The sequence below is a fragment of the Flavobacterium sp. CYK-55 genome, assembly GCF_018413465.1.
Lineage (GTDB): Bacteria > Bacteroidota > Bacteroidia > Flavobacteriales > Flavobacteriaceae > Flavobacterium.
Genome location: NZ_JAHCDK010000001.1, coordinates 182,423 through 196,630 on the forward strand (window position 1 = coordinate 182,423; position 14,208 = coordinate 196,630).

Consider the following 14,208-nt stretch of genomic DNA (forward strand, 5'->3'; position numbering starts at 1 on the left):
AAAAAAGCCGCTTGATCAGTAAAAGCGGCTTTTATTTTTTTAACCCGAAAATTATACTTCTAATACTGAGTTTTCAGCACCAGCGTATGCGTTCCATCGGTATGAATCCGCCTCTGGCTCGTTGATGAACACACCATCAACTATATAGCGATATTCATACGAAGCATCTTTAACCAAATCAAAAACACCTTTAAAAGATCCGTTTTTGAGTTTTCCTAAAGCGCCTTCTTCAATGTTCCAGTTGTTAAAATCACCTACTACAGCTGCTGATTGCGCTTCTTTAGCCTCAACAGTAAAAGTTACTTTACAAACCGGTTTTGTTTTTATAAATTGCTTCTTAACAGACATAACTTATTCATTTTTAGAATTATGAAACAAAGTAAATGATTAAAAAGACACAAAAAACGCATGCAAAACGATTTACGGATATGACAAAATCCAACTCAAAAAAAGTGAAGCTTCACAATTTAAACCGCGCTTGATTTAGAATCTGAAATAAGAAAACGTTTTCACTCTGAGGATTTTTAAAAAACAAAAGCGCCGATTTTAAAGTGAAAATTTAAAAAATCACTCCAAAATCGACGCTTTTAAGCTATTGAGCAGCAACTATCTACAATTGCGGACCGGCTGCTACTAAGTTTTTACCTTCTTCGTTATCGGTATATTGTTGGAAGTTTTTGATAAATCTGCCCGCCAAATCAACCGCTCTTTCGTTCCACTGCTCAGCAGCTGCATAAGTGTTGCGCGGATCAAGGATTTCAGCGTTTACATTAGGCAAAGCAGTCGGCACTTCAAAATTGAAAACCGGAACCTGAGTGCTATCAGCGTGTTCGATTGAGCCGTCTAAAATAGCATCAATAATGGCACGCGTATCTTTGATAGAAATTCGCTTGCCGGTTCCGTTCCAACCTGTATTAACCATGTAAGCTTTGGCGTTGTGTTGCTCCATTTTTTTGACCAATTCTTGACCGTATTGCGTTGGATGCAATGACAAAAACGCTTTGCCAAAACAAGCCGAGAATGTGGGTTGTGGCTCGGTTACTCCGCGCTCAGTTCCGGCTAATTTGGCCGTAAACCCAGATAAGAAATAGTATTTGGTTTGTTCAGGGGTTAGTTTTGAAACCGGTGGCATCACTCCGAAAGCATCTGCCGTTAAGAAGATAACTTTGGTGGCGTGCCCTGCTTTTGAAACCGGACGAACAATGTTTTCGATGTGATCAATCGGGTAAGATACACGCGTGTTTTGGGTAACTGAACCATCGGTAAAATCAATTTTTCCTTGGGCATCGAGCGTTACATTTTCTAGAAGCGCATTTCTGCGGATGGCATTGTAAATATCCGGCTCGTTTTCTTTGCTCAAATCAATAGTTTTGGCATAACAACCGCCTTCAAAATTAAAGACGCCTTCATCATCCCAACCGTGCTCGTCATCACCAATGAGTTCTCTTTTCGGATCAGTTGACAAAGTAGTTTTTCCGGTTCCTGACAAGCCAAAGAACACCGCAACATCACCGCCTTTACCTTTGTTGGCTGAACAGTGCATCGAGGCCATTCCTTGAAGTGGCAAGTAGTAGTTCATCATAGAGAACATTCCTTTTTTCATTTCGCCACCATACCAAGTTCCGCCAATGAGTTGCATTTTTTCGGTGAGGTTAAAAGCGATATAAACTTCAGAATTTAATCCGTGTGCTGCAAAATCTTTGAATCCAGATTTAGAGCCATTCATGACGATAAAATCAGGCTCACCAAAATTCTCAAGTTCTTGCTCGGTTGGACGAATAAACATATTTTTTACAAAGTGCGCTTGCCAAGCCACTTCCATAATGAAACGCACTTTAAGACGCGTGTTGGCATTGGCACCGCAAAAGGCATCTACCACAAACAATCTTTTTCCTGAAAGCTGTTGAACGGTGTTTTGTTTGAGCGCTTCCCATGTATTTTGTGAAATAGGTTTGTTATCATTAGCGGCTTTATCAGAATTCCACCAAATGGTGTTTTCGGTCACGCTATCTTTGACAATATATTTGTCTTTCGGAGAACGCCCGGTAAATTCACCGGTCATTACGTTGACGGCGCCCAGTTCAGAAAGTTGTCCTCTTTCGTATCCTTCTAAGGCCGGATTGAGTTCTTCATTATACAACAAATCAAACGAAGGATTGTAGACAATTTCGGTAGCGCCTGTGATTCCGTATTTTTCTAACGAAATCGATTTCGTAATTTGAGCGTAGGTATCCATATAAAAAGTATTTTGTGTTGTGTTTAAGATTTGCGCAAAAGTAAAAAGAATATTTTAGCTACTCTTGGCAAACCAAAAATATTATGCTTTTTTCTTGAAAAAATCGATAAAAACCAATATCCAACCGACAATCATCAAAAGTCCGCCAATGGGGGTTATCCAACCAAAAGGTTTGAAGTCAATTCCGGTAACAGAACCTGTGGCCAATAAATAAATCGAGCCAGAAAAAAACAAAACGCCAAGACTTGTACAATAAAAAACCGCCGAGCGAATCTTATCCGACAGTCCGGGCAAAAGCACAACAAAACACAAAAACAAAGCGTGATAGATTTGATATTTGACACCGGTTTCAAAAGTTATAAGCTGTTCAGGCGTGAGCACTTTTTTAAGTCCGTGGGCACCAAAGGCACCGAACATAATGGCCAACGCGCCCATGAAAGTTGCGGTAAGGATTATTTTTCTATTCATAATATTGAGTATAATAAAGGATGTTTTTTTAGGTTTAATGAATTAACATGAAAGAAGTCAAATGCCCTAGCCCCGGTTGCAGTGGCATCCTTTGGACTGGTTCTTTCCAGGCCAAAGATAGAACGAAAAACGGGATAAAGCTTCTCATAAAAAAATACTACATTTGTTCATCAAAAAAATTTTCAAGCACATGAAAAAACTTCTTTTTATTGCCTCGGCTCTTTTGTTGTTTGCCCAGAACGGTCAAAGCCAAGCGGTCAAAGCCGGCGAAAAACTCACCTACTCTGCCTCGTACAACATGAGCGGACTCATGACTCCGCTGGCACAAGTAACTATGGAAACCGAATCTGTATCAACGTCTAAAAGCACTTTGTTGCATTTGATTTGTGAAGCCAACACGTTTAGCAAATGGGATTCGTTTTTTAAAATTCGCGACAGTTATGAATCATACGTCAACCCGAGTACTCTAAAACCGAGTTTGTACAGAAGAGAAATTCTTGAAGGAACCTACAGCAAAAAAGAAAAATATATTTTCAAAAACGGAACGCTTGAGTGTACGGTGAATAAAAAGAATACCCCCGAACGCAGAAGCGCTTTCCGCATTCGACCAAACACACAGGATGTTGTAACAACATTATATCAGGTGAGAAATATTGATTTCAGCAAAATGAAACCGGGTCAAACCAAATCATTCATTGTGGTTTTTGACGAAAAAGAAATGAGCGCGACCGTAAAATATATGGGCAAAGAAACCATCGATGCCGGACCGTTGGGTTCAAAAAGTTGCTATAAAGTTTCAATCGGAGCCAATACCGACAAACTGCGCGGCACCGACAAAAACCTGATTTGGCTCACAGCCGACAACAAAAAAGTTCCGGCTTTGATTAAATTCAGCATCCCGGTGGGCACCGGACAACTATTGCTTACTAACGTAAAAGGAATCTAATATGAGAAAAGCTTTTATTGTATTATCGTTTATTTTTACCCTTTTGGGAATTGTTTTCGTGATTTTACCCATGGGAACTCTCGGATTTTTGCCGGTAGGTATATCGTTGCTTTTTAGCGGATTGGCCTTTGCCAAATCACAAGCTTCAGATCGTTCAGTTCCTAAATATTTATTGATGTTCGGAGGCATTCTGTTTCTGGCCGTAATTATTCGCGTGATGATGCCGGACGAAGTAGCCAAAGACAGTGAACTAGAGCAACACAAAATCGAATCAAAACAAGAAGACCTCAAAGATCTTGAAGAATTAGAAGCTCAATAATCTTGAGTTATTTAATATAGAAAGCCTGCCTCGTGCGGGCTTTTATTTTGGGGTGAATTTTATACCTTTGGCAACAATTTTTTACGCATGAGAAACATACTGATTATTGGTGCCGGCCGTTCGGCATCATCGCTTATTGAATATTTACTTCAAAAATCAAACAGCGAACAACTACATCTAACCATTGCCGATTTATCGGTTGAACTGGCCCAAAAAAAAACCAATAATCATCCCAATGCTACGGCTATTGCCCTAGATATCAACCATGCTGATGAACGTCAAGCGCAAATTCAAAAAGCCGATTTGGTTATCTCAATGCTGCCGGCGCATATGCATATTGAAGTAGCGCAAGATTGTGTAACATACAAAAAACACATGGTCACCGCTTCATACATCAGCGATGCCATGCAAAACCTCAATCAAGCGGCGAAAGCCAACGGTTTGGTTTTTATGAACGAAGCCGGACTCGATCCGGGCATTGATCATATGAGCGCGATGAAAATCATTGATGAGATTCGCGAAAAAGGCGGCAAAATATTTTCATTTGAATCGTATTGCGGCGGACTCATAGCTCCGGAATCTGACAACAACGCCTGGAACTACAAATTTACCTGGGCACCGCGCAACGTAGTATTGGCCGGACAAGGCGGCGCTGCCAAATTCATTCACGAAGGCACTTATAAATATATTCCGTATCAAAAGTTGTTTCAGCGCACCGATGCCTTAGAAGTAACCGGCTACGGAAGTTTTGAAACCTATGCCAACCGCGACTCGCTTAAATATCGTTCGGTTTATGGTTTAGAAGATATATCGACGCTTTTGCGCGGAACCATTCGTCGCGCCGGATATTCGCGCGCTTGGGATGCTTTTGTACAATTGGGCATGACTGATGACAGTTATACCATTGACCATTCGGAACAAATGAGTTATCGCGATTACGTATGTTTGTTTTTGCCCTATTCAAGCCCTGAAAACACAGAAAAACAATTTTGTGCACAAGTAGGCATAGCACAAACCGATGATGTTTGGCGCAAGTTTGCCGAACTCGATTTGTTCAGCAACACCAAAAAAGTAGGCCTCAAAAACGCTACGCCGGCCCAGATTCTTGAAAAAATTCTCACCGAAAACTGGACACTCGAACCCTCCGATAAAGACATGATTGTCATGTATCACAAATTTGGTTACGAACTAGATGGCCAGAAAAAACAGATTGACTCGCAAATGGTGTGCATTGGTCAAGATCAAATCTACACCGCCATGGCCAAAACAGTAGGCTTACCGGTAGCGATGGCGGCTTTGCGCATACTCAATAAACAAATCACCCAACCCGGCGTACAATTGCCGATCAGCAAAGAAGTGTATTTGCCGCTTTTGGCCGAACTTGAAACCTACGGCATTCACTTTACCGAAACCGAAAAACCTTATATAGGTTAATCGATTTTCTGAATGTAGTTTTAATTAAAAGCCAAATACCTATTTTTGGTTAAAAATTTCAACTCATGAAGATCAATCAGCTGCAAATAGAAATCGATGGTATCGACAAAGAAATCCTCCGCGACCTCATGGAAGACGCGCGCAAACCCATTTTGCAAATCGCCCATAAAATAGGCATTTCAGGCGCGGCCATTCACCAACGTTTGCGTAAACTCGAGCAAGCCGGTGTAATTTCGGGTTCAAAATTCATCGTCAACACCAAGGTTTTGGGCTACAGTACCATGGCTTTTGTGGGTATTTATCTCGACAAAGCCGCCCGCAATTCTGAGGCGGTGCGCGAGCTCAAAAAAATTCCCGAGGTGCTTGAATGTCATTACACCACCGGGAATTGGTCAATTTTGATTAAAATTATTTGCCGCGACAACGAGCATCTGATGCATTTGCTTAACACCAAAATTCAGGCTATTGAAGGCGTTTCCAGAACCGAAACTTTTATTTCGCTCGATCAGCAAATCAACCGCCAAATTCAGTTGTAATTTCAGTTGTATTAGGGCGTGCCCCTACGGGTCGCGTTTTTCGCAGTGCGCGGCACTTAGCTACAACCGCTCACGCAAGCTTCCCAGAAAGCACACTATCATTCATCAGAATTTTATTTCACTGAAAACTTCATGAGTCAAACCATCAAACTGCTTGTGCCAAAATCTGAGCAAAAGCTTCTAACTTAAACGAACCTTGAGGCTGGGCATTCGTTGCGAAATAATCTTCTTGCGCTATGCCGCTTCTAAAAGCTTTTCCCATTTGCAAATAACCTTGCGCATTGGTCTCGGGCAATCCGGCTTGAATCATGCCGTTGTAGGCATCTTCATCTGAAAAAACCATCCAAGGCAATTCGGGTTTGCCCACAGCGCTGCCAACCACTTTTGCGATTTCTGAAAAAAAGCGCACATCACTCGAAACATATAAGGTTGAATGCCCCGTAAAATCTAAGGACAACAATTTTTGCGCAGCTACCTCAGCAATATCCACCGGATGCACCAAAGCCATTTTCTCGCCGGCGGCGCCAAAGTTTGAGCCCATAATTCCGGCTTGCTGAATCAGCGGAACCATCGAAAATAAATTGGTATAAAAATAAGCAGCGCGCAAACTAATCACATCCACGTTGGTTAACGTACCGAGTTGTTGCTCTAAATAACCCAAACCATCAATCGGGCCGCAACTGTGGCCTAAATGTGCACCGATGCTGCTGAGTTGCACCACTTTTTTGAGTCCGCTTTGTGCCACAGCTTGTACATAACTATCGGCAGCTTGTTTCATAAAAGCGGGCCAATCGTGGGTGGTAAACGTGGGCGGAATCATGATATAAGCCGCATCGGCTCCGGTAAAAGTTTGCGTCAGAAAATCAGTGTCAAACAAATTGCCGATGGCTGGTTTTGCGCCCAGCTTTTCAATAGCAGTACGTTTGTTTTCGTCACTACTGATGATGGTGATATCGTGGCCGGCGGCGATGAGTTTTTGCGCCAAAGGCAAACTGATGTTTCCGGTTGAACCGGTGATAACGTATTTCATAATTTTTAGATTTAAATGTGAGGCAAAGTTATTTTTATACTTACTTTTGTACAAGTACCTACCAAAAAGTATGTAAAATGTATCAGATCAAAGAAGCTTCAACCAACCATGAAAATAAGCAGCAAATTACGGTAGCTTGCCCGGTGAGTTTTACGCTCGAAAAACTAGGCGGGCGTTGGAAACCCATTATTTTGTGGAATTTGCGCGACAGACAAAAACGCTACAGCGAACTCAAAAAAGCCATTGTTCCGATTACCGAAAAAATGCTCATTCAACATTTAAAACAACTTGAAGCCGATGGTTTGGTGATCAGAAAAGTGGTTGAAGTAATGCCGCCGCACGTTACTTACGAGCTCGCCGAAGCCGGTAAAGAATTACTGCCCGCCTTAGACACTTTGGCCAAATGGGGTTTGAAACATCAAACTATGGCCGGAAACGAAACGGTTGATTGAAGCTGAACCCACTCAAAATAGAAACTCCGAACCGCGTTAGGGATGGAAGCTTTGTTTGAGCTCGCGCCGAAGGATGAGGCGCAGCGAGTGCGCACAGCCCGGCGTGGCCCCAAGGAACGACGGCCGCGCAACGCCAAAAAAAATCCGCCTCAAGTGAAGCGGATGATTTATTTTTATTGGTTTTATTTTTTAATCAACTTGGTTTTATAGAAACCTTTTTGGGTTTGAACATTGAGCAGATAATTGCCTTTAGCTAAATTGGTAAGGTTGATTTCTCTGGTTTTTTGCCGGGTTTCGAGCAAAAGTTCTCCGGTAATATTATACAGCGAAACCGAATCAACTTCTTGCAAAAAAGTAATTTTGTCGTCTGCCGGATTGGGTGTAAAAAGCACTGAAGAATCGTCTAATTCTGAAATTTCAAGACCCAAGCTATCGGGCGCGAGTTTTACAACCCAGAGGTCAGTACCTCCGTGATTGCCGGTAAAATTACCCGTATTAGATTGGGCATAACCTGCCATGATGTATCCACCATCGGTTGTTCGTTGAATGGTGCTTGTCCCATCATAAGATGTTCCGCCAAAGCACTTTTGCCACTGAATAACTCCTGTACTGGTTATCTTGACCAACCAAGCATCTTGCTGACCATTGTTGGCTCCGGTCACGTTGCCGCTGTAGGATGAATCTGAAACTCCGGCAATGATGTAACCACCCTCAGGCGTTTGTTGTATGGATTTGGCAATATCAAAAAATCCGTCGCCTCCGTAATCTTTTCGCCATTCATAATCGCCAACACTATTGACTTTGATAACTCCGTAATTATGCCCGGTTTCATTGCCAATCTGGCTGACTACATCACCCACCATAATGTAACCGCCGTCTGAAGTTTGTATCACATTTTGAGCCGTGTCGGTATCTGCATAAATTTTTTCCCATTCAAAATCGCCGTTATTGGCCAATTTTACTAGCCAATAATTTCCTGAGCTGTGATCTCCGGCAGCAATATAGCCACCATCAGCAGTTTGCTGAATACTCAGAAAATTATCAATGGTAGTGGTTCCCAAACATTGTTGCCATTCGATAACACCAGTATTACTGAGTTTAATGATCCAACCATCGGTAAAACCGTGAAAACCGACAACATCTCCGTTGACCGGCATAATATTGTTGTCATACGAATAACAACTTCCGGCCACGATATATCCGCCATCGGTAGTTTGCTTGACACTGTAGGCGGTTTCTTTGTCATCGCCGCCGTATTTTTTTTGCCATTCAATGGTTCCGTCAGGAGATAGTTTTACTACCCAAAAATCTTTATCACCTCTGTAATTGGTAATATCGCCTTCAATAGATTCTGAAACGCCCACTACAATATAGCCGCCATCAGTGGTTTGTTGTATGTTGTTGGCGCGATCATCTCTGAGCCCACCGTAGGTTTTTTGCCATTCAAGAGCACCTGCTGCGTCAAGCTTGAGCACCCAAAAATCATAGCTGCCATGGTTGCTGGTAATATCACCGTTTGAAGAAGTAGTATAACCTGCCACAATGTAACCGCCATCAGTAGTTTGTTTGATACTGTTGGCAACCTCTGAACCTGAACCACCATAAAGTTTTTGCCAAACAACAGCCGGAACCTGAGCTTTGATACTCAACGCGCAAAGCAATACACAAATACCAATACCTTTTTTGAACATTATCATCTAGATTACCTTCTGTTGGTATATACCATGATGTAGTATAGCAAAGTTGCAATTGAACCTATCGCTGCCACAACATAAGTGCGCGCAGCCCATTTAAGTGCATCTTGTGCGCCGGCTTGCTCTTCACGCGTGAGCATGTGTTTGTTCTCGAGCCAAGCCAGTGCGCGGTTACTCGCATCGTATTCAACCGGTAAAGTGATGACTGAAAATAAAGTAGTTGCAGCAAAAAGCACAATTCCCACCAACAACAATTGCGGAAAAGATTTGATCATCAAGATTCCGGCAATCAAAACCCATTGCACCCAATTAGAAGCTACCGATACAACCGGCACCAATTTAGAACGCATTTCAAGCCAACTGTAGGCTTGGGCGTGTTGCACGGCGTGACCGCATTCGTGCGCAGCAACGGCAGCAGCAGCGGCATTGCGTTGGTTGTATACCGCCTCGCTCAAATTGACCGTTTTGTCAGTAGGGTTGTAGTGATCGGTCAGTTGTCCTTCAACTGAAATTACTTGTACGTCTCTGATTCCGTGATCGGCGAGCATTTTCTCGGCGATTTCTTTTCCGGACATGCCGTTTTGCAAATGCAATTCTGAGTAATGTTCAAACTTACTTTTGAGTCGTGAGCTTACGAGCCAGCTCACCAACATAATAAGACCTCCTAATAGTAACATAATTTTATTTTTTAGTTTTTAAAAGTACACATTGGTTGTCAAATTACAAGCCATTTGACTTCGGCTTAACATTTCATGCAATTTTGTCAGGTTTTAGCCCACCAAATTGATAATTTTACCCGGAACAATAATCACCTTATTCGGTGTGCGCCCTTGCAATTGTTGTTGGGTGCGCTCATCGGCCATGACGATTTCTTCAATTTGCGCCGGTGTTAAATCAAGCGGCAATTTGAGCGTAAAACGCATTTTTCCGTTGAACGAAACCGGATATTCTTTTTCGCTTTCAACCAAATATTTTGCTTCACACTCAGGGAACGCCACCTGCGAAACCGAACCTTCGTGACCCAATTGTTGCCATAATTCTTCAGCAATATGCGGCGCATAAGGCGACACCAATACAGCCAACGGCTCGAGAATAGCGCGGTGATGGCATTTTTGCTGACTGAGTTCATTCACGCAAATCATAAACTGCGAAACTGAAGTGTTGAATGAGAAATTGTCAATGTCTTCCGTAACTTTCTTGATGGTTTTGTGCAATGATTTATACATTTCGGCGGTAGGCTCATCACTAGTAACCACCCAACCGTTATCGTCAAAATACAAACGCCAGAGTTTTTTCAAAAACCCAAAAACACCCGTGATTCCGGCGGTGTTCCAAGGTTTGGCTTGTTCGAGCGGCCCGAGAAACATTTCATATAAACGCAAAGTGTCGGCGCCGTATTCGGTACAAATATCATCGGGATTAACGACGTTGTATTTGGATTTGGACATTTTTTCGACTTCGCGACCGACAATGTATTTGCCATTTTCTAAAATGAATTCTGCATTTTTATAATCAGAATACAAAGGGTGATTTTTGAACGCCTCAATGTCGAGTTCATTGGTGATATCGTTGATGACAGACAAGTCAACGTGAATTGGATGAACATTTTGATCAGCGATTAATCCTTTTGAATATAACTTCTTAGAATCTTCACTTCTGTATACAAAAGCACTCATCCCCAAAATCATTCCCTGATTGATGAGTTTTTTAAATGGTTCTTCAGTCGGCGCAAAACCGCGGTCTTTAAGGAATTTGTTCCAAAAACGGCTGTAGAGCAAATGCCCCGTAGCGTGTTCGCTTCCGCCTATGTACAAATCGACATTTTCCCAATATTTTAAGGCATCTGCTGAAGCAAATTCGGTAGTGTTGTGCGCATCCATATAACGCATCCAATACCAAGAACTTCCGGCCCAACCCGGCATGGTGTTGAGCTCTAACGGAAATACGGTTTCATGATTGATTTGGTCATTGCTCACCACTTTGTTTTGTGCGGTTGACCACGCCCATTCTGAGGCATTCCCGAGTGGCGGTTGGCCATCTTCAGTAGGTAAATATTTTTCAACTTCGGGCAATACCACCGGCAAATGCTCGGGCGCAATCATTTGTGGCAATCCGTTCACGTAATATACCGGAAACGGCTCGCCCCAATAGCGCTGACGCGAAAATACCGCATCGCGCAAACGATAGTTGACTTTGGCTTTTCCGGCTCCGATTTTCTCGAGTTCTTCGATGATTTTTTGGGTTCCGGTTTTGTAATCTAAGCCATTCAAAAAGCCAGAATTGATGAGTTCAAAACCGCTTTTGTCGGCAAAGGCGGCTTGTGAGATATCTTGGTTGAAAATGTTTTTGATTTCAGGCATGCCCAAGCTGCCTTTAAAGAAATTCGCAAAGGCATAATCGCGCTCGTCACCCGCAGGAACGGCCATAACCGCTCCGGTTCCGTAACCCGCCAAAACATAATCGCCAATCCAAACCGGAATGAGCTCTTGGGTAAACGGATGCATGGCATACGCCCCGGTAAAAACACCCGAAATGGTTTTGACATCGGCCATACGCTCGCGCTCTGAACGCTTGGCGGTTTTCTCGATATAAGCTTCGACCGCTCCTTTTTGTTCTGCGGTGGTAATCTGCTCAACCAATTCGTGTTCGGGCGCCAATGTCATAAACGTTACGCCGAAAATCGTATCAGGTCGCGTAGTAAAAACATCAATGTGGAATTCAGAGTTTGGAATTTGGAATTTGACCATAGCTCCTACTGATTTTCCGATCCAGTTGCGCTGGGCTTCTTTGAGCGATTCGGTCCAATCAATTTCGTCTAAACCTTGCAATAAACGCTCGGCATAAGCTGAAATACGCATTGACCATTGGGTCATTTTTTTGCGGATGACCGGATGACCACCACGCTCTGAAACGCCGTTGACAATTTCATCGTTGGCCAAAACGGTTCCGAGTGCCGGACACCAGTTGACCTCGGTTTCGGCCAAATAGGTCAAGCGATATTGCAATAATATTTTTTGTTTTTCGGCATCAGAAAACGCATTCCATTCTGCGGCTGTGAAGGAACGAACATCGTCGTCACAAGCGGAATTGATAGAGCTATTTCCGGATTTTTCAAATACAGATATGAGTTCGGCAATGGGCAAAGCTTTTTGCGCATCATAGCAATAATACGACTCAAACAATTGAATAAAAATCCATTGGGTGTGTTTGTAATAATCTGGATTTGACGTGCGCACTTCGCGTTGCCAATCAAATGAAAACCCGATTTTGTCGAGTTGTTCGCGGTAACGGGCAATGTTCTCTCGCGTGGTTTTTTCGGGATGTTGACCCGTTTGAATGGCGTATTGTTCGGCCGGCAAACCAAACGAATCATAGCCCATCGGATGCAAAACATTAAAACCTTGGTGACGTTTGAAGCGCGCGTAAATATCTGAAGCGATGTAGCCCAGCGGATGTCCCACGTGTAATCCGGCGCCGGATGGATACGGAAACATATCGAGCACATAATATTTTGGTTTTTCGGCGTTGTTACTGGCAGCAAAAGTTTGGTTTTGGGCCCAGTATTTTTGCCACTTGGTTTCGATTTCGTTCGGATGGTACTTCATAATTAGCTGAGTGCCTGAGTGCCTGACTAACTGAGTTTTTTACGCCAGAAGACAGAGAAAAACAGGAGCATTTTAGGGTTAAAAAAGATTTGAATATAAGCCGAATTTGCATTAGCCCCGATTGCAGTAGAAATCCTTTTGGGCCGGGGTTCGGCGCAAAAGATTGCCACGAAAAGCGGGATTAGGCTTCTAAAAATCGAAGGCAAATTTACGTTTATTAGACGAAAGTCAAAACTTTAACCAGAGAAACTCTGCGGAATCAAATTGTTTATTATTTTTACGCCATAATTGTATGCACTTATGAGTTCTTCATTTGAAAAATTTCAAAAACGACGACTGTTATCTTCTTATTTTTCGGTGGTTTTGAGTATGTTTTTGGTCCTGTTCCTGTTGGGAATTTTGGGATTGTTCATCATCAATTCAAAAAAATTGTCGGATGATTTTAAAGAAAATATTGTGATGACGGTGTTTTTTAAAAATGAAGCGACCGACAGCGTGACCGGTGCGTTTGCGCAAGAACTCAAAGTAGCCAAGTTTGTCAAAAGCTCTGAATATGTAACCAAAGAGCAAGCTGCCCAACAACATACCGAAGTAATTGGCGAGGATTTTATGACCTTTTTGGGTGCGAATCCGTTGCAGAATTCTTTTGATATTCACCTCAAAGCCGACTATATTGATTTGCCGAACATCCGCAAAATTGAAAGCCATTTCAGAGCCAACGAAATGGTGGCCGATGTGGTTTATGACAAGCAATTGGTGAGTTTGGTGAACGACAACATCAACAAAGTAAGTATGTGGATGCTGATCATCAGCGGAATTTTGGCGCTCATTGCTATTTTGCTCATCAACAGCTCAATGCGTTTGTCCATATACTCCAACCGATTTATCATTAAAACCATGCAAATGGTGGGCGCGACCAAATCATTCATTCGCAAACCGTTTATTTGGCGCAGTGTGCGTTTGGGTTTTGTGGCTGCGGTTTTGGCGGTTTTGGCACTGATTGGAACGCTTGTTTATATTGAAAATAATTTTCCGAATTTAGGCATTATGAATGATCCGACGCTGATTGCCGCTGTTTTGGCAGGCGTTTTGGCCGTGGGCATTTTGCTTTCGTGGATCAGCACTTTCTTTGCTACTCAACGTTATTTGAACTTAAGAACCGACGATTTATACTAATCTTTATGAAAGAAGAACAACCTCAAAAGCAAGAGTTTCTTTTTGAAAAAGTCAATTATACCATTTTACTCATCGGCATTGCGGTAATCATCCTCGGTTTTGTTTTGATGTCGGGCGGAGGCAGCGATGATCCGAAGGTTTTTAACGAATCGGTTTTTGATTTTAGAAGAATTCGTTTGGCGCCAACCACTGTTTTGATTGGTTTTGGCATCACGATTTATTCAATTTTAAAAAATCCTAAAAAAGCCGAATAATTTATCAGACTATAAGATGGTAGGACAATAAGACGGTAAGATTAGTTCTTGGCGATTT

Annotated in this window: 14 protein-coding genes; 7 read left to right on the top strand and 7 right to left on the bottom strand. The window is 42.5% G+C overall.

Annotation, left to right across the window (positions count from 1 at the left end):
* Nucleotides 1-51: 51 nt before the first annotated feature.
* The 3 genes from KIH23_RS00850 to KIH23_RS00860 all read right to left on the bottom strand — a co-directional run bounded on the left by KIH23_RS00850 (nucleotide 52) and on the right by KIH23_RS00860 (nucleotide 2,704).
* Nucleotides 52-348: an isoamylase early set domain-containing protein gene (locus KIH23_RS00850; RefSeq protein ID WP_213210754.1), complete on the bottom strand. Its 297-nt coding sequence runs from the start codon at nucleotides 346-348 to the stop codon at nucleotides 52-54.
* Nucleotides 349-610: 262 nt separating this feature from the next.
* Complete coding sequence (gene pckA / locus KIH23_RS00855) at nucleotides 611-2,236, bottom strand: phosphoenolpyruvate carboxykinase (ATP) (RefSeq protein ID WP_213210756.1); 1,626 nt, start codon at nucleotides 2,234-2,236, stop codon at nucleotides 611-613.
* Between the two features lie 81 nt (nucleotides 2,237-2,317).
* On the bottom strand, nucleotides 2,318-2,704 hold the full coding sequence (locus tag KIH23_RS00860) for a DUF423 domain-containing protein (protein ID WP_213210757.1): 387 nt from the start codon (nucleotides 2,702-2,704) through the stop codon (nucleotides 2,318-2,320).
* A 190-nt stretch (nucleotides 2,705-2,894) separates the two neighbouring features.
* Between KIH23_RS00860 and KIH23_RS00865 the strand changes: the two genes are divergently transcribed.
* The 4 genes from KIH23_RS00865 to KIH23_RS00880 all read left to right on the top strand — a co-directional run bounded on the left by KIH23_RS00865 (nucleotide 2,895) and on the right by KIH23_RS00880 (nucleotide 5,939).
* Nucleotides 2,895-3,650 (top strand): DUF3108 domain-containing protein, encoded by a 756-nt coding sequence (locus KIH23_RS00865; RefSeq protein ID WP_213210758.1) that lies wholly within the window; start codon nucleotides 2,895-2,897, stop codon nucleotides 3,648-3,650.
* A 1-nt stretch (nucleotide 3,651) separates the two neighbouring features.
* Nucleotides 3,652-3,969 carry a hypothetical protein gene (locus KIH23_RS00870; protein ID WP_213210759.1) on the top strand — a complete coding sequence of 106 codons (318 nt, stop codon included), beginning with the start codon at nucleotides 3,652-3,654 and terminating at the stop codon, nucleotides 3,967-3,969.
* Between the two features lie 87 nt (nucleotides 3,970-4,056).
* Complete coding sequence (locus tag KIH23_RS00875) at nucleotides 4,057-5,403, top strand: saccharopine dehydrogenase family protein (protein WP_213210761.1); 1,347 nt, start codon at nucleotides 4,057-4,059, stop codon at nucleotides 5,401-5,403.
* A gap of 65 nt (nucleotides 5,404-5,468) precedes the next feature.
* Complete coding sequence (locus KIH23_RS00880; protein ID WP_213210762.1) at nucleotides 5,469-5,939, top strand: Lrp/AsnC family transcriptional regulator; 471 nt, start codon at nucleotides 5,469-5,471, stop codon at nucleotides 5,937-5,939.
* 145 nt (nucleotides 5,940-6,084) lie between these two features.
* Here the strand turns inward: KIH23_RS00880 and KIH23_RS00885 are convergent, their stop codons facing one another.
* Nucleotides 6,085-6,969, bottom strand: a complete 885-nt coding sequence (locus KIH23_RS00885; protein ID WP_213210764.1) for an NAD(P)H-binding protein — start codon at nucleotides 6,967-6,969, stop codon at nucleotides 6,085-6,087.
* 77 nt (nucleotides 6,970-7,046) lie between these two features.
* On the opposite strand from KIH23_RS00885, the gene KIH23_RS00890 reads away from it, so the two are divergent.
* Nucleotides 7,047-7,421: a winged helix-turn-helix transcriptional regulator gene (locus KIH23_RS00890; RefSeq protein ID WP_213210766.1), complete on the top strand. Its 375-nt coding sequence runs from the start codon at nucleotides 7,047-7,049 to the stop codon at nucleotides 7,419-7,421.
* A 182-nt stretch (nucleotides 7,422-7,603) separates the two neighbouring features.
* Here the strand turns inward: KIH23_RS00890 and KIH23_RS00895 are convergent, their stop codons facing one another.
* The 3 genes from KIH23_RS00895 to leuS form a co-directional block, all read right to left on the bottom strand.
* On the bottom strand, nucleotides 7,604-9,112 hold the full coding sequence (locus tag KIH23_RS00895; RefSeq protein WP_213210768.1) for a T9SS type A sorting domain-containing protein: 1,509 nt from the start codon (nucleotides 9,110-9,112) through the stop codon (nucleotides 7,604-7,606).
* Nucleotides 9,113-9,123: 11 nt separating this feature from the next.
* Nucleotides 9,124-9,792, bottom strand: a complete 669-nt coding sequence (locus tag KIH23_RS00900; RefSeq protein ID WP_213210770.1) for a zinc metallopeptidase — start codon at nucleotides 9,790-9,792, stop codon at nucleotides 9,124-9,126.
* A gap of 93 nt (nucleotides 9,793-9,885) precedes the next feature.
* Complete coding sequence (leuS, locus tag KIH23_RS00905) at nucleotides 9,886-12,720, bottom strand: leucine--tRNA ligase (protein WP_213210772.1); 2,835 nt, start codon at nucleotides 12,718-12,720, stop codon at nucleotides 9,886-9,888.
* Between the two features lie 300 nt (nucleotides 12,721-13,020).
* Between leuS and KIH23_RS00910 the strand changes: the two genes are divergently transcribed.
* Complete coding sequence (locus KIH23_RS00910) at nucleotides 13,021-13,896, top strand: cell division protein FtsX (protein WP_213210773.1); 876 nt, start codon at nucleotides 13,021-13,023, stop codon at nucleotides 13,894-13,896.
* Nucleotides 13,897-13,901: 5 nt separating this feature from the next.
* Nucleotides 13,902-14,150 carry a DUF3098 domain-containing protein gene (locus tag KIH23_RS00915; RefSeq protein ID WP_213210774.1) on the top strand — a complete coding sequence of 83 codons (249 nt, stop codon included), beginning with the start codon at nucleotides 13,902-13,904 and terminating at the stop codon, nucleotides 14,148-14,150.
* The last annotated feature ends 58 nt before the right edge of the window (nucleotides 14,151-14,208 follow it).